Source organism: Burkholderia humptydooensis (assembly GCF_001513745.1).
Taxonomy (GTDB): Bacteria; Pseudomonadota; Gammaproteobacteria; order Burkholderiales; family Burkholderiaceae; genus Burkholderia; species Burkholderia humptydooensis.
Genome location: NZ_CP013380.1, coordinates 1775661 through 1798574, shown reverse-complemented (window position 1 = coordinate 1798574; position 22914 = coordinate 1775661). Strand labels below are relative to the sequence as shown.

Sequence of the window (22914 nt, the reverse complement as noted above, 5' to 3'; positions counted from 1 at the left end):
TCGTCCTCAGTTGAGCGCTTCCATGCGCAGCTTCGTGACCTTCGACACGACCGTCGCGAGCGATTCGATGCGCGCGATCGCCGCGTTGACGTTCTTCTCGATCGTCTCGTGCGTGATCAGGATGATGTCGGTCTCGCCGTTCGCGTCGTCGACCTGCTCCGACTCCTTCTGCAGCAGCGCGTCGATCGAGATGCCCGATTCGGCGAGAATGCGCGTGATGTCGGCGAGCACGCCCGTCTGGTCGGCGACGCGCAGGCGCAGGTAATAGCCGCTCGTCACCTCTTCGATCGGCAGGATCGGCGTGTTCGACAGGCTGTCCGGCTGGAACGCGAGGTGCGGCACGCGGTGCTCGGGGTCCGCCGTGTGCAGGCGCGTGACGTCGACGAGATCGGCGACGACGGCCGACGCCGTCGGCTCCGCGCCCGCGCCCTTGCCGTAGTACAGCGTCGTGCCGACCGCGTCGCCATGCACGACGACCGCGTTCATCGCGCCCTCGACGTTCGCGAGCAGGCGCTTCGCGGGAATCAGCGTCGGGTGCACGCGCAGCTCGATGCCGCGCTCGGTGCGGCGCGTGATGCCGAGCAGCTTGATCCGGTAGCCGAGCTCTTCCGCGTAGCGGATGTCGGTCGCGGCGAGCTTGCTGATCCCTTCGACGTACGCGCGCTCGAACTGCACCGGCACGCCGAATGCGATCGCGCTCATGATCGTCGCCTTGTGCGCGGCGTCGACGCCCTCGATGTCGAAGGTCGGATCGGCTTCCGCGTAGCCGAGCTCCTGCGCGGCCTTGAGCGCCGTCGCGAAATCGAGGCCGCGGTCGCGCATCTCCGACAGGATGTAGTTCGTCGTGCCGTTGATGATGCCCGCGATGTACTGGATCCGGTTCGCGGTCAGCCCCTCGCGCAGCGCCTTGATGATCGGAATGCCGCCCGCGACGGCCGCCTCGAACGCCACCATCACGCCCTTCTCGCGCGCCGCCTCGAAGATCTCGGTGCCGTGCACGGCGAGCAGCGCCTTGTTCGCGGTCACGACGTGCTTGCCGTTGGCGATCGCGCGCAGCACGAGCTCGCGCGCGATGCCGGTGCCGCCGATCATCTCCGCGACGATCGCGATCGACGGATCGTCGACGACCGCGTTGAAATCGTCGCCGATCGACACGCCGCCCGCGTCGCCGTCGAGCGCGGCGAGCGCCTTCGCGGGATTGCGTACCGCGACGCGCGCGATCTCGATGCCGCGCCCGGCGCGCCGCTTGATTTCTTCCTGGTTGCGGCGCAGCACCTTGAAGGTGCCGCCGCCCACCGTGCCGAAGCCCAACAGGCCTACTTTGATCGGTTCCATGCTGCGTGTGGTCTATTTTGAATGAAAAAGATGGGACGCGCCCGGTCAGACCGCGTTGCGCTTCCGGTAGCCATCGAGGAAGCGCGCGATCCGCTCGATCGAATCGGTCAGGTCGTCGACGTTCGGCAGGAACACGACACGGAAGTGATCCGGCGTCGGCCAGTTGAAGCCCGTGCCCTGCACGAGCAGCACGCGCTCCCGGAGCAGCAGCTCGAGGATGAACTGCTGGTCGTTGTCGATCGGATAGAGCTTCGGGTCGAGGCGCGGGAACATGTAGAGCGCCGCTTCCGGCTTCACGCACGACACGCCGGGAATCGACGTCAGCATGTCGTACGCGAGCTCGCGCTGCTTGTACAGGCGCCCGCTCGGCATGATCAGCTCGTTGATGCTCTGATAGCCGCCGAGCGCGGTCTGGATCGCGTACTGGCCGGGCACGTTCGCGCAGAGGCGCATCGACGACAGGATGCCGAGCCCCTCCAGGTAATCGTGCGCGCGGCGGCGGTTCCCGGCCGTTAGCCCCGCGACCGACATCCAGCCCGCGCGATAGCCGCACGACCGGTAGCTCTTCGACAGGCTGTTGAACGTGACGGTGATCACGTCCTCCGCGAGCGACGCGAGCGCCGTGTGCGACTTGCCGTCGTAGACGATCTTGTCGTAGACCTCGTCGGCGAAGATGACGAGCCCGTGCTCGCGCGCGATCGCGATCAGCTCGACGAGCAATTCGTCCGAATAGAGCGCGCCCGTCGGGTTGTTCGGGTTGATCACGACGAGCGCCTTCGTGTTCGGCGTGATCTTGCGGCGAATGTCGTCGGGATCGGGCATCCAGCGGTTCGACTCGTCGCAGACGTAGTGCACGGGCGTGCCGCCCGACAGGCTCACGGCCGCCGTCCAGAGCGGGTAATCGGGCGCGGGCAGCAGCACCTCGTCGCCGTCGTTCAGGAGCGCCTGCGTCGCCATCACGATGAGTTCGGATGCGCCGTTGCCGACGTAGATGTCGTCGAGCTCGACGCCCTGCACGCCCTTTTGCTGCGTGTAGTGCATGATCGCCTTGCGCGCGGCGAACACGCCTTTCGAATCCGAATAGCCGGACGACATCGGCAGGTTGCGGATCATGTCCTGGATGATCTCGTCCGGCGCGTCGAATCCAAACGGGGCCAGATTGCCGATGTTCAGCTTGATGATGCGGTGCCCCTCGTCCTCGAGGCGCTTCGCGTGCTCGAGCACGGGGCCGCGGATGTCGTAGCAGACATTGAGCAGCTTGTTCGACTTCTGAATCGGTTTCACGGCGGACACGTTCCTGGGTAATGCCTGCGGGCCTGGGGGCGGGGATCAAAACTGGAGAGCGGCCGGTAGCGCGCTGTCTAGGAATGGCTTCATGCGGCTGACGGGCGCGGCTTGTGGCGGCGCGCGACAGAAACGCCGCCCGGGAGCGGCTAAAAAGTTATAATTTAGCGGATTTTGGCCGACTTTCGCAATGCACCAACCCGGCCGCGGCCTTCGCGCGGCAGTGTCCGCCACGACGGCCGTGCGCATCGCGGCAGGCGGCCCGCCCCGTTCGGGGCCGGATCGCCGGGCGGCGCGGCCGCTGTTCCGGCCCTTTTCGACACCGCGGAAGACCGATTTGAAATTACATCAGGACCCGAGCAACGCGCTCAATACCGTCACCGGCTACGGCCCCGATTATGTCGACATCAATCTGCAGCGCCACGAGACGAGCGTGATCGTGCTGCCGGGCGCGCCCGTCGCCGAATGGCCCGTCGCGTCGTTCGACGCGCTCACGCCCGAGCTCTTCGCGATGCTGCTCGAGCCGCAGCCCGAGGTCGTGATCTTCGGCAGCGGCGCGAGACTGCGTTTTCCGCACCCGCGCCTGACCGCGCAGCTCACTGCGCAGCGGATCGGCGTCGAGACGATGGATTTCCAGGCCGCCTGCCGCACGTACAACATCCTGATGGCCGAAGGCCGGAAGGTCGCCGCGGCGCTGCTGATCGAACGTTAAGCGAGCGTTAAGCCGCACCGCGCTAAAACCCCCGGCGGCGCTTGCGTCTGTGCTTGTGCCCGTGTTTGCCCCCTGTTTCGCACCGCGTCCCACTTGCCGCGGACGACAGCCGCAACCCGCCCGACCGAATCTGACAAACTCGATACGAACCCTATGAACGATACGCCGACCAGGCTACCGCTCGATCGCGCCGCGCCCATGACGCTGAGCCGCGCCACGCTCCTCTTTCTCGTCGCGGCGCTCGCCGTGATCTGGTTCGCGCCGCTCGGCCTGCGCCATCTGATCCCGAGCGACGAAGGCCGCTACGCCGAAATGGCCCGCGAGATGTTCGCCACGGGCGACTGGATCACGCCGCGCTACAACGGCTACAAGTATTTCGAGAAGCCGCCGCTGCAGACCTGGCTCAACGCGCTCACGTTCGCGTGGTTCGGCGTCGGCGAATGGCAGGCACGCCTGTACACGGCGCTCGCGAGCTTCGCGGGCGTCCTCTTCGCTGGCTACACCGGCGCGCGCGTGTTCAACCCGCGCGCGGGCTTCTTCGCGGCGCTCGTACTCGCGAGCTCGCCGTACTGGAACCTGATGGGCCACTTCAACGCGCTCGACATGGGACTGTCGCTGTGGATGACGATCACGCTCTGCGCCCTCCTCCTCGCACAGCGGCCCGGCATCGGCAAGCGCGCCGAGCGCGGCTGGATGTGGCTCTGCTGGGCGTCGATGGCGCTCGCCGTGCTGTCGAAGGGCCTCGTCGGCCTGATCCTGCCGGGCGCCGTGCTCGTCCTCTACACGCTCGCGTCGCGCGACTGGGCGCTGTGGAAGCGCCTCCACCTCGCGAGCGGCCTCGTCGTCTTCTTCGCGATCGCGACGCCGTGGTTCGTGCTCGTGCAGTCGCGCAACCCCGAATTCTTCAACTTCTTCTTCATCGTCCAGCAGTTCCGGCGCTACCTGACGCCCGAGCAGAACCGCCCCGGCGCGTTCTACTACTTCGTGCCGGTGCTCATCGTCGGCTTCCTGCCGTGGCTGTCCGTGAGCGTGCAGAGCGTGCGCCACGCGCTGCGCATCCCGCGCCAGCCGAACGGCTTCGCGCCGATGCTCGTGCTGGCTACATGGAGCGCGTTCATCTTCCTGTTCTTCAGCGCGTCGCACTCGAAGCTGATCTCGTACGTGCTGCCCGTCGCGCCCGCGCTCGCGCTGATGATCGGCGCGTATCTGCCGCTCGTGCCGCGCGAGCGGTTCCGCCGCCATCTGTTCGGCTACCTGGTGTTCCTCGTCGCCGCCGCGTTCGGCGCGCTCTTCCTCGCGCGCCTGGGCGACGCGCGCACGCCGAATGCGCAATACCTGGCGTTCCAGAAGTGGGTGTACGCGGCGCTCGCCGCCGCGTTCGCGCTCACGCTCGTCGCCGTGTGGCTCAATCGCCGGGGCCGCGCGGGCATCGCCGCGGCGGCCGTCGCGTTCGGCGCCGGGTGGCTCCTCCTCGGCACGATCGGCGGCACCGGGCACGACGCGTTCGGCCGCTACAGCTCGGGCGCGCTCCTCGCGCCCGCGATCCGCGCGGAGCTCGCGAAGCTGCCGCCCGACACGCCGTTCTATTCGGTCGACACGCTCGACCACACGCTGCCGTTCTACGTCGGCCACACGATGATCATGGTCGAGCGCAAGGACGAACTCGCGTTCGGCATCTCGGTCGAGCCCGACAAGTGGGTTCCGACCGTCGCCGAATGGGAACAACGCTGGCGCGCCGATCGCCACGCGCTCGCGCTGATGTCGCCCGACCGCTACAGGCAGTTGTCGGAAGCGGGCCTGCCGATGCGCGTCGTCGCGCGCGACAACCGGCGCGTCGTCGTCGAGAAGCCGCAATCCTGAGCCGCGAGGGACCCGAATCGATGAATCCCGTCTCTCTCTTCTGCATCGTCACGGGCGTGATGCTGAACGCCTGCGCGCAACTGCTGCTGAAAGCCGGCGTGCGCGCCGTTGGACACTTCGAATTCACCCGTGCGAACATTGTGCCCATCGGCTTCAAGATCGCGACCCAATTGCCGATCATCGGCGGCCTCGGCTGCTACGTGCTCTCGGTGGTCGTGTGGATCGTCGGGCTGTCCCGGGTCGACGTGTCGGTCGCGTATCCGATGCTCTCGCTCGGCTACGTCGTCAATGCGTTCGCCGCGTGGTACCTGTTCGGCGAGGTGCTGTCGGTGCAGCGCCTCGTGGGCATCGGCATCATCCTGATCGGCGTGTTCGTGCTCGCGCGCAGTTGACGCGCCCGCACCCGGCCCGCGCGCTCGACGCGCACCGGCCGCGCCGACAAAAAGTGACGCACCCGTTCCGGCGGACAGTGTCAAATGCGCGTGTCGGGCGGCGCCCGATTCCTTTCACACGACAACGAGCGAAGCTTACATGAGCCAGACTTCCGTTCCTTTCCTGCCGTTCGTCAAACCCGAGATCGACGAGGAAACCATTCAGGGCGTGGCCGACGTGCTGCGCTCCGGCTGGATCACGACCGGCCCGCAGTGCCAGCGCTTCGAGGCCGCGCTGTCCGAATACTGCGGCGGGCGCCCCGTGCGCGTGTTCAACTCGGGCACGGCGACGCTCGAGATCGGCCTGCGGATCGCGGGCGCAGGCCCCGGCGACGAAGTGATCACGACGCCCGCGTCATGGGTCGCGACGAGCAACGTGATCCTCGAAACGGGCGCGACGCCCGTGTTCGTCGACATCGATCCCGCCACGCGCAACCTCGATCTCGACCTCGTCGAAAAGGCGATCACGCCGCGCACGAAGGCGATCATCCCTGTGTACCTGGCGGGCCTGCCCGTCGACATGGACCGCCTCTACGCGATCGCGCGCGCGCACGAGCTGCGCGTGATCGAGGACGCCGCGCAGGCGCTCGGCTCGACGTGGCGCGGCCAGCGCATCGGCGCGATCGGCGACATCGTGTCGTTCAGCTTCCATCCGAACAAGAACATCACGTCGATCGAAGGCGGCGCGCTCGTGCTCAACGACGAAGCCGAGGCGACGCTCGCGCAGAAGTACCGCCTGCAGGGGATCACGCGCACGGGCCTCGACGGGATGGACTGCGACGTGCTCGGCGGCAAGTACAATCTGACCGACGTCGCCGCGCGCGTCGGCTGGGGCCAGCTCGCGCATCTCGAGCGCTTCAACGCGACGCGCCGCGGGCTCGCCCGCCGCTACTTCGACGCGTTCGCGAGCGGGCCCGCGCTCGCGCTCGGCGTCGGGCTGCCTGTCGCGGACTTCGAGCACGGCAACTGGCACATGTTCCAGATCACGCTGCCGCTCGAGAAACTGTCGATCTCGCGCGGCGAGTTCATGGAGCAGTTAAAGCAGCGCGGCATCGGCTCGGGCGTCCATTACCCGGCCATTCATCTTTTCACGCTGTACCGCGCGCGCGGCTTCACGGAGGGCATGTTCCCCCACGCCGAGCGCTTCGGCGCGTCGACCGTCACGCTGCCGCTCTTCACGCAGATGAGCGATGCGGACGTGCAACGGGTCGTCGACGCCGTCAACCAGATTTGCGAACAATACGGAAAATAAGCGGACATGACTCACCCTGAAACACGCGCGACGAATCCTGAAGTTTCGATCGTCATCCCCGTGTACAACGAGGAAGCGGGGCTCGCTGCGCTCTTCGCGCGGCTCTACCCGGCGCTCGACGCGCTCGGCACGCCGTACGAAGTGATCCTCGTCAACGACGGCAGCCGCGACCGCTCGGCCGCCCTCCTCGCCGACCAGTTCCGCGTGCGTCCGGACACGACGCGCGTCGTGCTCCTGAACGGCAACTACGGCCAGCACATGGCGATCCTCGCGGGCTTCGAGCAGTCGCGCGGCGAGATCGTCATCACGCTCGACGCCGACCTGCAGAACCCGCCCGAGGAAATCGGCAAGCTGATCGCGAAGATGCGCGAAGGCTACGACTACGTCGGCTCGATCCGGCTGCAACGTCAGGACAGCCTGTTCCGCCGCAAGGCGTCGGCCGCGATGAACCGGCTGCGCGAGCGCATCACGCGCATCAAGATGACCGATCAGGGCTGCATGCTGCGCGCCTACAGCCGCCACATCATCGACACGATCAACCGCTGCGGCGAGGTGAACACGTTCATCCCCGCGCTCGCGTACACGTTCGCGCAGAACCCGACCGAAATCGAGGTCGCGCACGAAGAGCGCTTCGCGGGCGAATCGAAATACTCGCTGTACAGCCTGATTCGCCTGAACTTCGATCTCGTCACGGGCTTCTCGGTCGTGCCGCTGCAATGGCTGTCGTTCATCGGCGTGATCCTCTCGCTCGGCTCGGCCGCGCTCTTCGTGCTGCTCGTCGTGCGGCGCTTCATCGTCGGCGCGGAAGTGCAAGGCGTGTTCACCCTCTTCGCGATCACGTTCTTCCTGCTCGGCGTGATCATCTTCGCGCTCGGCCTGCTCGGCGAGTACATCGGACGCATCTATCAGCAGGTCCGCGCGCGGCCGCGCTACCTGATCCACACCGTGCTCGAGGCGCGCGACGGCAAGCCCGGCGTCACGCTCGCCGCCGAGCGCCGCGAGGCCGCGCGATGAAGCCGCGCGCCGTCGTCTTCGCGTATCACAACGTCGGCGTGCGCTGCCTGCAGGTGCTGCTCGCGCGCGGCGTCGACGTCGCGCTCGTCGTCACGCACGAAGACAGCCCGACCGAGAAAATCTGGTTCGGCAGCGTCGCGGCGGTCGCGGCCGAGCACGGCATCGCGGTCATCACGCCCGCCGATCCGGCGGGCGCCGACGTGCGCGCGGCGGTCGCGAGCGCGAAGCCCGATTTCATCTTCTCGTTCTATTACCGGCACATGCTGCCCGCCGACCTCCTCGCGCTCGCCGCGCGCGGCGCATACAACATGCACGGGTCGCTGCTGCCGAAGTACCGCGGCCGCGTGCCGACGAACTGGGCGGTGCTCAACGGCGAGACCGAAACCGGCGCGACGCTGCACGAGATGGCCGCGAAGCCTGACGCGGGCGCGATCGTCGGCCAGACCGCGGTGCCGATCCTGCCCGACGACACCGCCGCGCAGGTATTCGACAAGGTCACGGTCGCCGCGGAGCAGACGCTCTGGCGCGTGCTGCCCGCGCTGCTCGCGGGCGAGGCGCCGCACCTGCCGAACGATCTGTCGCAGGGCAGCTACTACGGCGGGCGCAAGCCCGAGGACGGGCGCGTCGACTGGTCGCAGCCGGCCGCGACCGTATACAACCTGATCCGCGCAGTCGCGCCGCCGTATCCGGGCGCGTTCACCGATCTCGACGGCGCGCGCTTCGTGATCGCGCGCGCGCGGCTCGCCGCGCCCGGCTCGGCGGCCGCGCGCGCGGCCGCCGATTTGCCGCCGGGCCTGCACGTAAGCGATAATATGCTGTTCGGCGTTTGCGGCGACAGCCGCGCCGTCTCCATTCTCGAACTGCGCCGGCTGCGCGACGGCGGCGAAGCCGTCGTTTCCCCGGCGGAATTCGCGCAGTTCATTCATTCTTCCCGTCATTCATGAAAGCTAAAAAAGTCCTGATCCTGGGTGTGAACGGCTTCATCGGCCATCACCTGTCCAAGCGCATTCTTGAAACCACCGATTGGGAAGTGTTCGGCATGGACATGCAGACCGATCGGCTGGGCGACCTCGTCAAGCACGAGCGGATGCATTTCTTCGAGGGCGACATCACGATCAACAAGGAGTGGGTCGAGTATCACGTGAAGAAGTGCGACGTGATCCTGCCGCTCGTCGCGATCGCGACGCCCGCCACCTACGTCAAGCAGCCGCTGCGCGTGTTCGAGCTCGACTTCGAGGCGAACCTGCCGATCGTGCGTTCGGCCGTCAAGTACGGCAAGCACCTCGTGTTCCCGTCGACGTCCGAGGTGTACGGCATGTGCGCGGACGAGCAGTTCGATCCGGACGCGTCCGCCCTCACCTACGGCCCGATCAACAAGCCGCGCTGGATCTACGCGTGCTCGAAGCAACTGATGGACCGCGTGATCTGGGGCTACGGGATGGAGGGCCTGAATTTCACGCTGTTCCGCCCGTTCAACTGGATCGGCCCGGGCCTCGACTCGATCTACACGCCGAAGGAAGGCAGCTCGCGCGTCGTCACGCAGTTCCTCGGCCACATCGTGCGCGGCGAGAACATCAGCCTCGTCGACGGCGGCTCGCAGAAGCGCGCGTTCACGTACGTCGACGACGGCATCAGCGCGCTGATGAAGATCATCGAGAATCCGAACGGCGTCGCGACAGGCAAGATCTACAACATCGGAAATCCGGACAATAACTTCTCGGTGCGCGAACTCGCGAACAAGATGCTCGAGCTCGCGGCGGAATTCCCCGAATACGCCGATTCGGCCAAGCGCGTGCAGCTCGTCGAGACGACGTCGGGCGCGTACTACGGCAACGGCTACCAGGACGTGCAGAACCGCGTGCCGAAGATCGAGAACACGATGCAGGAGCTCGGCTGGGCGCCGCAGTTCACGTTCGACGACGCGCTACGCCAGATCTTCGAGGCGTACCGCGGCCATGTCGCCGACGCACGCGCGCTCGTCGAGCAGCAAGGCTGAAGAGGGGCGCCGCCACTTGGCCCGCATCGTCCTCAAGATCGACGTCGACACGCTGCGCGGCACGCGCGAAGGCGTGCCGAACCTCGCGCGCATCTTCGATCGCTTCGCCGCGCGCGCGACCTTCCTCTTCAGCCTCGGCCCGGACCACACCGGCTGGGCGATGCGCCGCGTGCTGCGGCCGGGGTTCCTGAAGAAGGTGTCGCGCACGTCGGTCGTCGAACATTACGGCGTCAGGCAGTTGCTGTACGGCGTGCTGCTGCCCGGCCCCGACATCGGCCGCTGCGCGAGAGCCGACATGCGCGCGATCCACGAAGCCGGCTTCGAATGCGGGATCCACACCTGGGATCACGTGTACTGGCAGGACAACGTCCGCCAGCGTTCGCGCGACTGGACCGTGCGCGAGATGAACAAGAGCCGCGAGCGCTTCGTCGAGATCTTCGGCGCGCCGCCCGTCACGCACGGCGCGGCCGGCTGGCAGATGAACGACGCCGCATTCGAGCAGATCGACGCGTGGGGGATGCGCTACGCGTCGGACGGCCGCGGCCATTCGCCGTATCTGCCCGTCGTCGCGGGCAGGACGCTCGCGCACGTACAGATGCCGACGACGTTGCCGACGCTCGACGAGATCCTCGGCATCGACGGCATCGACACGCGCAACGTCGCCGCGCATCTGCTCGAGCACACCGAGCGCAATCCGCACGATCAGGTATTCACGCTGCACGCGGAGCTCGAAGGCCAGAAGCTCGCGCCCGTGTTCGAGCAACTGCTCGCGGGCTGGCGCGCGCAAGGCCACACGTTCGCGACGATGGGCGACTATTACGCGACGCTGGACCGCGCCGCGCTGCCATCGTACCCTGTCGCGTGGGGCGAGATCCCCGGCCGCTCCGGCGAACTGATCGTCCAGCCCGACTGAACGAACGCCGTCGCCGGCTTTCGCCTCACATCCCGCATCGCCACGCGCGGCCCGCCGTCCGCGCTCGTTCATAACAACAGGAGAAACACGTGTCTGTCGAAGTCGACCGTCAAGTTCCCGATTTCACCGCGCCTGCCACGAGCGGCGAGTTTTCGCTGTCGGGCGTCAGGGGCAAGAAACTCGTGCTGTATTTCTATCCGAAGGACAACACGCCCGGCTGCACGACCGAGGGCCTGCAGTTCCGCGATCTGTATCCGAAGTTCAAGAAGGCCGGCGCGGAAATCGCCGGCGTGTCGCGCGACAGCCTGCGCTCGCACGAGAACTTCAAGGCGAAGCTCGAATTGCCGTTCCCGTTGATTTCGGACCCCGATGAAACGCTCTGCGCGCTGTTCGGTGTCATGAAACTGAAGAAAATGTATGGCAAGGAAGTGCGCGGAATCGAGCGCTCGACGTTCGTGATCGACGGCGAAGGCGTGCTGCGCCACGCATGGCGCGGCGTGAAGGTGCCGGGCCACGTCGACGACGTGCTGAGCGCTGTACAAGCGCTTTGAGGCGCGTTATATTGGGCCGCAATGAATGCCTGTCCGACCCATTTTTCTCGTAGCTGCGCCGGTGGTCCCAACGATGCGCCCACGCGTCTGACGCGCAGCACGACGGTTAAAGCCGAGCCGCTTGCCCCTGTTCGGGGGAGCGGCTTTTTTTATGGTTTCCGGGCCAGCCATTGCGCGCCGGCCGTCCAACGCGTCAAGGAGACGATCGAAATCTAGGCGAACCGGCGATTCGAACCCCATGTGCGCCACTGCGCGCAAACTGCACGCACGACGCGTCGCAGGATGCGAACGGCGGCGCATGCCTGCGACACGATTCCTCCCGAGGGACACCATGCCTTTGCCTACTCCCCCCAGCAAGCTCGGCAGCCTTCTGCCGCCCGACGAATACAAGGCGAAAGCGCGGCCCGCGAAAGCCGCGAAGCAATCCGCCTCCGGGGGCCCCGCTCACGCCGCCGCGGCCGATTACAGCCCGGCGAGCGTAGCCGAACCGATGGTCGTTGCCGCGAACACCACCTCGCCGCTGCGCGCGGTCGCGCCCACCGAAGCGAGCGCCGCCGCGCCGCGCGCGCGCAAGACGAAGCAGACGGCCGCGCTGCTGCAACCGGTGCCGGCCGCGCCCGCGTCGCCCGCCGCCCCCGTCGCGCGCTCGTCGAAGACTGATGCGGTGAAGCCCGTGGCGGCCGCGCCCGCCACGCCGCGCGCGGCCGCGAAAACGCGCGGCGGCAAGAGCGCCGAAATCGAGATGCAAAAGCTCTTCGTGCTCGACACGAACGTGCTGATGCATGATCCGAGCAGCCTGTTCCGCTTCGAGGAGCACGACGTCTATCTGCCGATGATGACGCTCGAGGAACTCGACGATCACAAGAAGGGGATGTCGGAAGTCGCGCGCAACGCGCGTCAGGTGAGCCGCACGCTCGACTCGCTCGTCGCCGATGCGGGCCCGATCTCGGCCGGCATTCCGCTCGCGCGCCTCGGCAGCCGCGAGGCGCTCGGGCGCCTGTACTTTCAGACGACGCTCACGAGCATCGAGCCCGTCGAGGGCCTGCCGCAGGGCAAGGCCGACAACCAGATCCTGAGCGTCGTGCGCGCGCTGCAGCGCGAGCGGCCCGATCGGCAGGTCGTGCTGGTGTCGAAAGACATCAACATGCGGATCAAGGCGCACGCGCTCGGCCTGCCCGCCGAGGATTACTTCAACGACCAGGTCCTCGAGGACAAGGATCTGCTCTACTCCGGCGTGCGCGAACTGCCGCAGGACTTCTGGACGAAGCATGCGAAGGGCATGGAGAGCTGGCAGGACACGAAGACGGGCACGACGTATTACCGCGTGACGGGCCCGCTCGTCGCGTCGATGCTCGTCAACGAGTTCATCTATCTCGAGCCGCAGAACGGCGAGCCCGCGTTCCATGCGATCGTGCGCGAGCTGAACGGCAAGACGGCGCTGTTGCAGACGCTGCGTGACTACAGCCACCACAAGAACAACGTGTGGGGCATCACCGCGCGCAACCGCGAGCAGAACTTCGCGCTGAACCTGCTGATGAACCCCGAGATCGACTTCGTCACGCTGCTCGGTCAGGCCGGCACCGGCAAGACGCTCGTCGCGCTCGCGGCGGGCCTGGCGCAGGTGCTCGACGACAAGCGCTACAACGAGATCATCGTCACGCGTGCGACCGTGCCCGTCGGCGAGGACATCGGCTTTCTGCCCGGCACCGAGGAAGAGAAGATGCAGCCGTGGATGGGCGCGTTCGACGATAACCTCGAAGTGCTGCAGAAGACCGACGACGCGGCCGGCGAATGGGGCCGCGCGGCGACGCAGGAGCTGATCCGCTCGCGCCTGAAGGTCAAGAGCATGAACTTCATGCGCGGCCGCACGTTCGTCGACAAGTACGTGATCATCGACGAGGCGCAGAACCTCACGCCGAAGCAGATGAAGACGCTCGTCACGCGCGCGGGCCCGGGCACGAAGATCATCTGCCTTGGCAACATCGCGCAGATCGACACGCCGTACCTGACGGAAGGCAGCTCGGGCCTCACGTACGTCGTCGACCGCTTCAAGGGCTGGGGGCACAGCGGCCACGTGACGCTCGCGCGCGGCGAGCGCTCGCGGCTTGCCGACTACGCGTCCGACATCCTGTAACGATGCGCCGGCGGCCGCGTCGAGCGGCTTCCGGCCTGAAGCGGCGCCTGATTCGTCAGGCGCCGCTTTTTCATTTCAGGGTCGAATCAGCGACGAGCAAAACGTCCTTCCTGCACAACATTTACGCGCGAAACTTCAAGTCATTTCTCAAGAATTCTTGCGGAAGCCCCGCCGGACGCACTACTATCGCGATTAACCGTTGTCATACGATTGGCGAGCGCAGCGCGTTCGCCCGCCTCTCATGCTGCGTCTTTCGCTGTCTGTTCTCGTGATCTCGCTGCTCGCCGCCTGCTCGAGCGCGCCGCAGAAGTCGGCGCGCTCGTCGTCGGGCATGGCGATCACCACGCCGCGCGCGTATACGCCGCCGCGCGGCTTCCCGAATTTCGTCGACCATAGCGTCGGCCGCGAGGAAATCTCGATCCAGGCGATGAGCCTCGTCGGCGTGCCGTACCGCTGGGGCGGCAACACGCCGGACAGCGGCTTCGATTGCAGCGGGCTCGTGCGCTATGTCGTCGATCGCGCGGCGAGCGTCACCCTGCCCCGCACGACGGCCGACATGAGCTCGGCCGGCGAATCGATCGAGCCCGATGGCATCGCGCCGGGCGATCTGATCTTCTTCAATACGTCGGGGCGGCCGCATTCGCATGTCGGCATCTATGTCGGCAAGCTGCGCTTCGTGAACGCGCCGTCCACGGGCGGCACGGTGCGGCTCGACTATCTGACGAATCCGTATTGGGCGAAGCGCTTCGACGGGATCCGGCGCGTCGCGGCGCCGAAGGCGAAGCCGGCGCCGTTCGACGCGCCGACCTATCAGGCGAGCCGGCAGCCGGAACCCGTGCCGCGCGTGAGCCCCGCGGCGACCTACGCGGCGGCCAATGCGCCGACGACGCCCGCCGTGCCGAATGTGCCGAATGTGCCGAATGTGCCGCCTGTCGCCACCGCCACCGCCGACCCGTACGAGCCGCCGCCGTCCGCGATGTCCGCCGCGCGGCGGCAAGCACAATCGGCCGGCGCGAGCTCGCCCGCGCTCGCGTCCGCCGGCGATTCGGGCAGCGCGGCGCCGCCGGCTCCGCCGCCCGTCGGCGGCACGGCGAGCGTTGCCGGCGCGTCGCCGGCCGATCCGATCGACGCCGCCGCGGACGCATTCGAGCCGCCCCCGCCCACCGCGCGCGCGGCAGCCCGCCAGGCGCAGCTCGCCGCGCCCGGCAACGTGCAAATCCTGCGCGCGTCGACAGCAAGCGGCGCGGCGCGCGCCGCCGCAACCGGCACGAACGACGACCCGATCGCCCGCTTCGCGAACGGCAGCTACTGACAAACCGGATGAACCGCGCGAACGCACGCGGTGCGGGCTGCTCGACGCGTCGTCCCGACCCACCCGGCAAAAGCGGGACGCACACCCGAACGCGAACGACCATCCGAGCGCCGGAAAACGCCGGCGCTGAAAAGACGATGCGCCGCAGCCTGTCGGCATGCGGCGCATCGTTGTTTTCTACGCGGCGAAACGCGGCGTCGTGCCGCGCGACCGGCGCGCTCAGCGCATCAGAATACGCGGTGCCCGATCCACCAGCCGGCCGCCGCGATCAGCGCCGATGCGGGAATCGTCAGCACCCACGCCCACACGATGTTGCCCGCGACACCCCAGCGCACGGCCGACAGCTTGCGCGTCGCGCCGACGCCGACGATCGCGCCCGTGATCGTGTGCGTCGTCGACACCGGAATGCCCATCCACGACGCGATGAACAGCGTAAGCGCGCCGCCCGTCTCCGCGCAGAAACCGCCGACGGGCTTGAGCTTCGTGATCTTCTGGCCCATCGTGCGCACGATCCGCCAGCCGCCGAACAGCGTGCCGAGGCCCATCGACAGATAGCACGCGCCGATCACCCAGATGGGCGGCGCGTCGGACGCGGCCGATGCGTAGCCCGACGCGATCAGCAGCATCCAGATGATGCCGATCGTCTTCTGCGCGTCGTTGCCGCCGTGGCCGAGGCTGTAGAGGCTGGCCGACAGCAGTTGCAGCCGCCTGAAACGCCGGTCGACCTTGCTCGGCGCGGTCCGGAAATACAGCCACGACACGCCGAGCATGAACAGCGAGCCGAGGATGAAGCCGAGCAGCGGCGAGATGAAGATGAACGCGACGGTCTTCATCAGCCCGTCGACGTTGAGCGACCCCCAGCCCGACTTCGACACCGCGGCGCCGACGAGCCCGCCGATCAGCGCATGCGACGAGCTCGACGGAATCCCGTAGTACCACGTAATGATGTTCCAGCCGATCGCGCCGAACAGCGCGCCGAACACGACATAGTGATCGACGATGCTCGCGTCGATCGTGCCTTTGCCGACGGTCTGCGCGACCTTCAGGTGGAAGATGAAATATGCGATGACGTTGAATGCCGCCGCGAACACGACGGCCTGCTGGGGCTTCAGCACCCCGGTCGACACGACGGTCGCGATCGAGTTCGCGGCGTCGTGAAAGCCATTCATGAAATCGAACACCAGCGCGACGAGCACGAGCGCCGCGACGGCCCACAAGGCGAGTTGTATCGAATGCATCGTGATCCGCTCAGGCGTTTTCCAGCACGATGCCTTCGATGATGTTCGCGACATCCTCGCACTTGTCGGTGATCTGCTCGAGCAGCTCGTAGATCGCCTTCAGCTTGATGAGCGTCTTCACGTCGTCTTCCTCGCGGAAGAGCTTCGACATCGCCGCGCGCAGCACGCGGTCCGCCTCCGACTCCCAGCGGTCGATCTCTTCGCACGCCTTCAGGATCTGGCCCGACTGCTTCATGTCCGACAGCAGCGCGACGGCCGCCTGCACGTGCTGCGCCGACTGCGTGACGATGTGCGCGAGCTGGCTCGCCTCGGACGTCACCGACCGCACGTCGTACAGCGACACGGCGGTTGCCACGTCCTCCATCAGATCGAGGATGTCGTCCATCGTCGTGATCAGCTTGTGGATCTCGTCGCGGTCGAGCGGCGTGATGAACGTCTTGTGCAGCAGATCGATCGCTTCGTGCGTCAGCTTGTCGGCGGCTTTCTCGGCCGATTGCACGTTCTGCTTGTGAATCTCGGCGTCCGCGAGATTGTCGATCAGAAGTTCGAGCTCGCGTCCGCCAGAGACGATGTAATTCGCGTGCGCATTGAAGATTTCAAAGAACTTGCCCTCGGTGGGCATGAATCGACCGAACATGGGATTCCTGAAAGATGGTCAAACGGCGGTCACAAAAACCGGCGACATTGTACTGTTTTACACTTGGCCGCCAAGCGCCCGATCGCAACGACGGCGACGAGATACAACGTTTTGCGAAATAGGGGTTTACATCCGGCGTTACTCGCCGTAGAAGTTTTGCACCCCTGCAAAATTGTCGAATTTCGTGTATTGCCCCAGGAACGTGAGGCGAACGGGGCCGATCGGGCCGTTACGCTGCTTGCCGATGATGATTTCGGCGGTGCCCTTGTCGGGGCTGTCCGGGTTATACACTTCGTCGCGATAGATGAACAGAATCACGTCCGCATCCTGCTCGATTGCGCCTGATTCCCGCAGATCCGACATCACCGGCCGCTTGTTCGGCCGCTGCTCGAGGCCGCGATTGAGCTGCGACAGCGCGATCACCGGCACGTCGAGCTCCTTCGCGAGGCTCTTCAGCGAGCGCGAGATTTCCGAAATCTCGGTCGCGCGGTTCTCGCCCTGCGACGAGCCCGTCATCAGTTGCAGGTAATCGACGATGATGAGCCCGAGCTTGCCGCACTGGCGCGCGAGACGCCGCGCGCGCGAGCGCAGTTCCATCGGGTTCAGGCCGCCCGTCTCGTCGATGAAGAGCTGCGCCTCGCTCATTTTCTGCACCGCGTGCGTGAGCTTCGGCCAATCCTCGTCGGTCAGGCGCCCGGTGCGCATTCTGTGCTGGTCGAGCCGGCCGACCGAGCCGAGCATCCGCATCACGAGCTGCGTGCCCGGCATTTCCATCGAGAACACCGCGACGGGCAATCCGTACTCGACGGCGACGTATTCGCCGATGTTCATCGAAAACGCCGTCTTGCCCATCGACGGGCGGCCCGCGACGATGATCAGCTCGCCGCCGTGCATGCCGGAGGTCATCCGGTCGAGATCGACGAAGCCCGTCGGCGTGCCCGTCACGTCGCTCGGATTCGCGGTGTGGTAAAGGGTGTCGATCCGCTCGACGACCTGCGTGAGGAGCGGCCCGATCTCGAGGAAGCCCTGCGTGCCGCGCGCGCCGTCCTCGGCGATCGAGAACACCTTCGATTCGGCCTCGTCGAGCAGTTGGCGGACTTCCTTGCCCTGCGGATTGAACGCATCGGCCGAGATTTCGTCGGCGACCGACACGAGCCGGCGCAGCACCGCGCGATCGCGGACGATCTCCGCATAGCGGCGGATGTTCGCCGCGCTCGGCGTGTTCTGCGCGAGCGCGTTCAGATACGCGAGCCCGCCCACGTCCTCGGCCTTGCCGGACGTCGTGAGCGCCTCATAGACGGTAACGACGTCGGCGGGGCGCGTCGCCGCGATGAGCCGGCCGATGTGCTCGAAGATGATGCGATGGTCGTACCGGTAGAAATCGCTCTGCGACAGGAAGTCGGCGATCCGGTCCCAGGCGCCGTTGTCGAGCAACAGGCCGCCGAGCACGGACTGCTCGGCCTCGATCGAGTGCGGCGGGACTTTCAGCGATTCGATTTGGGGGTCTTTCGGCGCGTTCATGGCTTCGGATTATCGCGAAATGGGCGCGGCTTCGCCACCCGGCATCGGCAACGCCGAGAAACGAAAAAAGGCAGGAACCGGTTGCCCGGGCCCCTGCCCTTCATGTCGGGCGGCGTGGGCCGCCCGCAAAGACTGCATGTCGCTTACGCGTGGTCGCCGATCACGTTGATCGTGACGTCGACGACGACGTCGGTGTGCAGCGCGACCTGCACGCCGTGCTCGCCGATCATCTTCAGCGGGCCTTCCGGCATGCGCACTTGCGCCTTCTCGACTTCGTAGCCCGCCTTCTTCAGCAGTTCCGCGACGTCGCCGTTCGTGACCGAGCCGAACAGACGGCCGTCGACGCCCGACTTCTGCGTGATTTCGAACGTCTGGCCTGTCAGCTTCTCGCCGACTGCCTGCGAAGCTGCCAGCTTTTCAGCGGCGACCTTCTCGAGCTCGGCGCGGCGCACTTCGAATTCAGCGATCGCGTCCTTCGTCGCGCGGCGTGCCTTGCGGTTCGGGATCAGGAAGTTGCGGGCGTAACCGTCCTTGACCTTGACGATATCGCCGAGATTGCCCAGATTGGCGACTTTTTCCAACAGAATGATTTGCATTCGAATTCTCCTTATTGCGTCGCCTGATTACGCCTTGTGCTGATCGGTGTACGGCAGCAGCGCGAGGAAACGCGCGCGCTTGATCGCCGTATCGAGCTGGCGCTGATAGTGGGCCTTCGTGCCCGTCAGACGCGCCGGCGTGATCTTGCCGTTCTCGCCGATGAAGTCCTTCAGCGTTTCCGTATCCTTGTAGTCGATCTGCTCGACGCCGGCTGCCGTGAAGCGGCAGAACTTCTTGCGCTTGAAGAGCGGGTTTTGTTGCTGACGACGCTTGTCGAATTTCTTACCAGTGGGGCGGGCCATGTTCAGTCCTTTCCAATGTCCTGCAATGCTGTGATGTGAAACACCAGGGTTCTCGCGTTGCGGTGCTTTTTCGCCAGGAAACCGGTGAAGAGCGTCTCGACGCCCATCTCGCATGCTTCCAGCTTGCCGCTCGCCTCGCCTGCCGCCACGGCCGGGATCGTCAATTCGACCTGCCGGGCGATGCCTGCTTCGACGACTTCCGTGCGATGCTGCAACGTGGCGCTTGCGATCGGAACGCCGGCGGGGGTGTACCGCACCGGTTCACGCTCGACGACGCTCGCCGTCAATTGCAGCCTGTTCACGGAGGCGACGCGCTCCTTCCCTGATGGCTTGGTGCGTTAAGCCTGCGCTTCGGTCGGCTGAGCTGCAGCCGCCTTCTTGGCTTCTTCGCGCTGAACTTCCTTCATCATCGGCGACGGGCCGGTTTCGGCCTTCTTCATCTTGACGATGAGGTGGCGTAGCACGGCGTCGTTGAACTTGAACGCGTGTTCGAGTTCGTCGAGCGTCGCCTGGTCGCACTCGATGTTCATGCAGACGTAGTGAGCCTTCGCGAGTTTCTCGATCATGTAGGCCAGTTGGCGGCGGCCCCAGTCTTCGACGCGGTGGATCTGGCCACCGTGCGACGTGATCGTGGACTTGTAGCGCTCGATCATCGCGGGCACTTGCTCGCTCTGATCGGGGTGCACGATGAAGACGATTTCGTAATGACGCATTACACACTCCTTATGGATAGAAGCCACCCGGGCGTCTGAACCGGTGTAGCAAGTGAGAAGCCGGAAAGTTTAACCCGGATATGGGTCGCGCGCAAGGCTGATCAGCGTTTCGCCGCGTGTTTCGGCCGTGTTTTCAACGACTTGGGGACTTCGCGGGGGGCGCCGGGCGGCACGCTCATTCGCTGGGCGCGTGCAACGGTCGCTGGCCCGTTCGGTTCCGGGCCGGCTTGGCTGGGCCATGACGGGGTCGCATCCCGCCCCTCGGATCATTGGCTCCGCGGCGCCGCGACGCGCGCGATCAACGCCGCCCTGAACGCCGCGAGCGCGGACGGCTCCGCGTCCGTCACCGCCCACCACGTCATGCCCGCCGCGTCCCAGCGGTCGAGCGCATAGCCCTGCGACACGGTCGCGTAACGCGCCGCGCCGCGCTCGCCCGCCGGCTGCACGTAGACGTCGATCACATGCTGCCGGTAGCGATAGACGAGCACCGCGACGCGACGCTGCCCGACATAGTCGAGCCGGCCGCCCGCGAGCGCGAAGCCGCTCGCACTCAGGTCGACGACGGGCGGCGCGTAGTCGAGGCGCCCGTTGAACCACGGCTTGACCGTGTGGCGATCGCTCGAAACCACGTCGATGTCGCGCGACGACAGGCCGGCCCGCACGTGGCTCGCGACGATTTCGTCGACGACGCGCTCCGTCGCCGCGCGGCGCGCATCGAGCACGAGGCCCGTCGCCGCGACGAACGCGATCGCCAGCGCGACGCCCCAGCCGAGGCCAGGCAGCGCCGCGGCGCGCGGCCGCGGCCCGCCGGCCATCTGCCCGGCGGGCCTGTCGTGCGAACCCGGCCGCGCGAACCAGCGCCTCGCCCGCGACGCAGGCGGGCCGTCACCACCCGGCGCCGGCGCATCGGGGGGCGAAACGTGCCGCGCCGGCGCCTCGGCAGCCGGGATCTCGGCGGTCCGTCCTTCCCGCCCGCCGCGGCCCGACATGACCGGGGCCGGCGTCTCGGCGACCGACGCCTCCGCCACCGGCACCTCCGCCCCCGCCAATTGCGCGACGACGCGCTCGCGCAGCGCATGCGGCGCGCGATGATATTGCGCCCGCCGCACCGCCCGGCCGAGCGCGACGAGCCGCTCCCGCTCGGCACGGCACGCGCCGCAACCGTCGACGTGCCGCTCGATCCGCCACGCGTCGGGGGCGGAAAGCTCGCGGTCGACGTCCGCGCCGAGCAGCGCACGCGCTTCGTTACAGTCCATCGATGGCCTCCGATGCGGTTCCGGCCGGCGGCGCGCCGCGCTCGCCCTCCGCCGCGCGATCATCCGAACGCGCCGGCGCGCGAGCCGCACGCGACGCGGGCGCCGTCACGTCGCGCGCTCCGCCGAGCAACGCGGCAAGCCGCCGCCGCGCCCGCGCGAGCCGCGACATCACGGTGCCGACGGGCACGTCGGCGATCGCAGCGATCTCGCGATAGCTCAAGTCTTCCATTTCACGCAGCACGAGCACCTCGCGGTACTCGGGCGGCAGCTTCGCGAGCGCGGCGTTCACGCGTTGCACGTCCTCGCTGCGCATCAGCAGCGCGAGCGGATCTTCGGCCGCCGGATGCCAATCGTCCGGCGAATCGGCGGCGTCGAGCGCGTCGGTCGCGGCCACCTCGTGCGCGCTCGCCCGCCGCCGCCATTCGGTGTACCACGTGTGGCGCACGATCGTCAGCAGCCACGGCCGCGCGTTGTCGCCGCGGCACGAATCGAGAAAGCGGAACGCGCGCATGCACGCGTCCTGCACGACGTCCTCCGCGTCGCTCGCATTGCCGCACAGCCAGCGCGCGAGGTTGTATGCGGCATCCAGATGCGGCAGCGCGAGCGTGCGAAAACGCTCGCCGCGCGCCGCCGCGTCGGCCGCCGCGCGCCTGCCGCCCGCCCCATCCTTGCTGTCCTCGTCGCCCGCGTCACGTTCGTCGACCATCCGGCCGAATTGACCCACGTCGCCTCCCGGGGATGCGCGGCCGCCCGCCGGCCGCTCGCGTCCGGCGCATGCCGCCCGAGGCGGCGCACGCCGTCAACGATGCTTACCGCTCATCGATCCAGTTTATTCCCGCGATCCGCGCACGGCGGCGAAAAATAAGCCGGGAATATCCGCGCCGCCGCGGCGGTATTGCATGCACGAACCGTCACTTGCGAAGGAGCCCCCATGCCGAACCCCATCCGATCCCTGAAACGGCGCGATTTCCTGCGCCTGGCCGCGTGCGGCGGCGGCGTCGCGTTCGCGTCCGCGCTGCCCGGCTGGAGTTTCGCCGCGAACGCCGGCGCCGATTTCTTCTTCGTCCAGCTCTCCGACGCGCACTGGGGCTTCACCGGCCCCGCGATCAACCCGGACGCGCGCGGCACGCTGCCGAAGGCGATCGATGCCGTCAACGCGCTGCCCGTCGCGCCCGACTTCGTGATGTTCACGGGCGACCTCACGCACACGACCGACGACCCGGCCGAGCGCCGCGCGCGAATGCGGCAGTTCCAGTCGATCGTCGCGCAACTGAACGCGAAGCCGCTGCATCTGATGCCGGGCGAGCATGACGCGAGTCTCGACGCGGGCGCCGCGTACCGCGAGATCTTCGGCGACACGCACTACGCGTTCGATCACAAGGGCGTGCACTTCGTCGTCGTCGACAACGTGTCGGACCCGGCCGGCCGCGTCGGCGACGCGCAGATCGAATGGCTCGCGCAGGATCTCGCGCGGCAGCCGAAGGACGCGCGCATCGTCGTGTTCACGCACCGCCCGCTCTTCGATCTCGCGCCGCAATGGGACTGGGCGACGCGCGACGGCGCGAAGGTCGTCGAAGTGTTGATGCCTTATCCGAACGTCACCGTGTTCTACGGGCACATCCACCAGGAGCACCACGCAATGACGGGCCACATCGCGCATCACGCGGCGCGCTCGCTGATGTTCCCGCTGCCCGCGCCCGGCTCGCAGGACAAGCGCCTGCCGGTGCCGTGGGACGCCGCGGCGCCCTACCGCGGGCTCGGCTGGCGCGAGGTGCGCGTCGGCGACGCGGCGCGCGCGCCGGTGCTCACCGAGATGCCCGTCGGCGCGAAGCAGACGCAACCGGCTGCCTGAGGAG

25 protein-coding genes are annotated in these 22914 nt (G+C 67.1%); 12 read left to right on the top strand and 13 right to left on the bottom strand.

Features of this window, described 5'->3' with window-relative positions; all coding sequences use genetic code 11:
• Positions 1 to 6 precede the first annotated feature (6 nt).
• Both AQ610_RS08265 and AQ610_RS08260 read right to left on the bottom strand, forming a co-directional pair.
• Entirely contained in the window at positions 7 to 1335 is a 1329-nt protein-coding gene (locus AQ610_RS08265) for a homoserine dehydrogenase (RefSeq protein ID WP_015601717.1), read from the bottom strand.
• Positions 1336 to 1380: 45 nt separating this feature from the next.
• The gene (locus AQ610_RS08260; RefSeq protein WP_006026218.1) at positions 1381 to 2619 is read right to left on the bottom strand and encodes a pyridoxal phosphate-dependent aminotransferase; all 1239 of its coding nucleotides are present in this window, start codon (positions 2617 to 2619) and stop codon (positions 1381 to 1383) included.
• A gap of 337 nt (positions 2620 to 2956) precedes the next feature.
• On the opposite strand from AQ610_RS08260, the gene AQ610_RS08255 reads away from it, so the two are divergent.
• The 9 genes from AQ610_RS08255 (at position 2957) to AQ610_RS08215 (ending at position 11348) form a co-directional block, all read left to right on the top strand.
• Positions 2957 to 3331, top strand: a complete 375-nt coding sequence (locus AQ610_RS08255; protein ID WP_006026217.1) for an Mth938-like domain-containing protein — start codon at positions 2957 to 2959, stop codon at positions 3329 to 3331.
• A 153-nt stretch (positions 3332 to 3484) separates the two neighbouring features.
• Positions 3485 to 5191 carry a glycosyltransferase family 39 protein gene (locus AQ610_RS08250; protein WP_006026216.1) on the top strand — a complete coding sequence of 569 codons (1707 nt, stop codon included), beginning with the start codon at positions 3485 to 3487 and terminating at the stop codon, positions 5189 to 5191.
• A 20-nt stretch (positions 5192 to 5211) separates the two neighbouring features.
• The gene (locus AQ610_RS08245) at positions 5212 to 5583 is read left to right on the top strand and encodes an SMR family transporter (RefSeq protein WP_004192320.1); all 372 of its coding nucleotides are present in this window, start codon (positions 5212 to 5214) and stop codon (positions 5581 to 5583) included.
• A gap of 139 nt (positions 5584 to 5722) precedes the next feature.
• Positions 5723 to 6874: a DegT/DnrJ/EryC1/StrS family aminotransferase gene (locus AQ610_RS08240; RefSeq protein ID WP_006026215.1), complete on the top strand. Its 1152-nt coding sequence runs from the start codon at positions 5723 to 5725 to the stop codon at positions 6872 to 6874.
• Positions 6875 to 6880: 6 nt separating this feature from the next.
• Positions 6881 to 7888 carry a glycosyltransferase gene (locus AQ610_RS08235; protein WP_009890744.1) on the top strand — a complete coding sequence of 336 codons (1008 nt, stop codon included), beginning with the start codon at positions 6881 to 6883 and terminating at the stop codon, positions 7886 to 7888.
• Positions 7885 to 8832 carry a formyltransferase gene (locus AQ610_RS08230; protein ID WP_006026213.1) on the top strand — a complete coding sequence of 316 codons (948 nt, stop codon included), beginning with the start codon at positions 7885 to 7887 and terminating at the stop codon, positions 8830 to 8832. The genes AQ610_RS08235 and AQ610_RS08230 overlap by 4 nt, the downstream gene beginning before the upstream one ends.
• On the top strand, positions 8829 to 9884 hold the full coding sequence (locus tag AQ610_RS08225; protein ID WP_006026212.1) for a bifunctional UDP-4-keto-pentose/UDP-xylose synthase: 1056 nt from the start codon (positions 8829 to 8831) through the stop codon (positions 9882 to 9884). The genes AQ610_RS08230 and AQ610_RS08225 overlap by 4 nt, the downstream gene beginning before the upstream one ends.
• A 16-nt stretch (positions 9885 to 9900) precedes the next feature.
• The gene (locus AQ610_RS08220) at positions 9901 to 10797 is read left to right on the top strand and encodes a polysaccharide deacetylase family protein (RefSeq protein ID WP_006026211.1); all 897 of its coding nucleotides are present in this window, start codon (positions 9901 to 9903) and stop codon (positions 10795 to 10797) included.
• A gap of 89 nt (positions 10798 to 10886) precedes the next feature.
• Positions 10887 to 11348: a peroxiredoxin gene (locus AQ610_RS08215; RefSeq protein WP_006026210.1), complete on the top strand. Its 462-nt coding sequence runs from the start codon at positions 10887 to 10889 to the stop codon at positions 11346 to 11348.
• A gap of 193 nt (positions 11349 to 11541) precedes the next feature.
• Here AQ610_RS08215 and AQ610_RS33035 read toward each other — a convergent pair whose 3' ends face one another.
• A complete protein-coding gene (locus AQ610_RS33035; RefSeq protein ID WP_006026209.1) occupies positions 11542 to 11796 on the bottom strand; it encodes a hypothetical protein in 255 nt (84 codons plus the stop codon).
• Here AQ610_RS33035 and AQ610_RS08210 point away from each other — a divergent pair.
• Together AQ610_RS08210 and AQ610_RS08205 are read left to right on the top strand one after the other, a co-directional pair.
• Positions 11680 to 13482 (top strand): PhoH family protein, encoded by a 1803-nt coding sequence (locus AQ610_RS08210; protein ID WP_080594988.1) that lies wholly within the window; start codon positions 11680 to 11682, stop codon positions 13480 to 13482. The two genes, AQ610_RS33035 and AQ610_RS08210, sit on opposite strands and share 117 nt — an antisense overlap.
• A gap of 241 nt (positions 13483 to 13723) precedes the next feature.
• Positions 13724 to 14794, top strand: a complete 1071-nt coding sequence (locus tag AQ610_RS08205; RefSeq protein ID WP_006026207.1) for a C40 family peptidase — start codon at positions 13724 to 13726, stop codon at positions 14792 to 14794.
• A gap of 227 nt (positions 14795 to 15021) precedes the next feature.
• On the opposite strand, the gene AQ610_RS08200 is transcribed toward AQ610_RS08205, so the two are convergent.
• The 10 genes from AQ610_RS08200 to AQ610_RS08160 form a co-directional block, all read right to left on the bottom strand.
• A complete protein-coding gene (locus AQ610_RS08200; protein WP_015601220.1) occupies positions 15022 to 16032 on the bottom strand; it encodes an inorganic phosphate transporter in 1011 nt (336 codons plus the stop codon).
• A gap of 10 nt (positions 16033 to 16042) precedes the next feature.
• Complete coding sequence (locus AQ610_RS08195; protein WP_004193838.1) at positions 16043 to 16669, bottom strand: DUF47 domain-containing protein; 627 nt, start codon at positions 16667 to 16669, stop codon at positions 16043 to 16045.
• 138 nt (positions 16670 to 16807) lie between these two features.
• Positions 16808 to 18190 carry a replicative DNA helicase gene (locus AQ610_RS08190; RefSeq protein WP_006026205.1) on the bottom strand — a complete coding sequence of 461 codons (1383 nt, stop codon included), beginning with the start codon at positions 18188 to 18190 and terminating at the stop codon, positions 16808 to 16810.
• A 9-nt stretch (positions 18191 to 18199) separates the two neighbouring features.
• Entirely contained in the window at positions 18200 to 18328 is a 129-nt protein-coding gene (locus AQ610_RS37250; protein WP_009912021.1) for a hypothetical protein, read from the bottom strand.
• A 5-nt stretch (positions 18329 to 18333) separates the two neighbouring features.
• A complete protein-coding gene (gene rplI / locus AQ610_RS08185) occupies positions 18334 to 18786 on the bottom strand; it encodes a 50S ribosomal protein L9 (RefSeq protein ID WP_015601438.1) in 453 nt (150 codons plus the stop codon).
• 27 nt (positions 18787 to 18813) lie between these two features.
• Positions 18814 to 19089, bottom strand: coding sequence for a 30S ribosomal protein S18 (gene rpsR / locus AQ610_RS08180; RefSeq protein ID WP_004193360.1), 276 nt, complete (start codon positions 19087 to 19089; stop codon positions 18814 to 18816).
• A gap of 2 nt (positions 19090 to 19091) precedes the next feature.
• Positions 19092 to 19391 carry a primosomal replication protein N gene (gene priB, locus AQ610_RS08175; protein ID WP_006026203.1) on the bottom strand — a complete coding sequence of 100 codons (300 nt, stop codon included), beginning with the start codon at positions 19389 to 19391 and terminating at the stop codon, positions 19092 to 19094.
• 36 nt (positions 19392 to 19427) lie between these two features.
• A complete protein-coding gene (gene rpsF, locus AQ610_RS08170) occupies positions 19428 to 19802 on the bottom strand; it encodes a 30S ribosomal protein S6 (protein WP_006026202.1) in 375 nt (124 codons plus the stop codon).
• Positions 19803 to 20068: 266 nt separating this feature from the next.
• Positions 20069 to 21058: a zf-HC2 domain-containing protein gene (locus AQ610_RS08165; RefSeq protein WP_006026201.1), complete on the bottom strand. Its 990-nt coding sequence runs from the start codon at positions 21056 to 21058 to the stop codon at positions 20069 to 20071.
• Positions 21048 to 21782, bottom strand: a complete 735-nt coding sequence (locus AQ610_RS08160) for an RNA polymerase sigma factor (protein WP_015601754.1) — start codon at positions 21780 to 21782, stop codon at positions 21048 to 21050. The genes AQ610_RS08165 and AQ610_RS08160 overlap by 11 nt, the downstream gene beginning before the upstream one ends.
• A 207-nt stretch (positions 21783 to 21989) precedes the next feature.
• Between AQ610_RS08160 and AQ610_RS08155 the strand changes: the two genes are divergently transcribed.
• Positions 21990 to 22910, top strand: a complete 921-nt coding sequence (locus AQ610_RS08155) for a metallophosphoesterase family protein (RefSeq protein WP_006026199.1) — start codon at positions 21990 to 21992, stop codon at positions 22908 to 22910.
• Positions 22911 to 22914 lie beyond the last annotated feature (4 nt).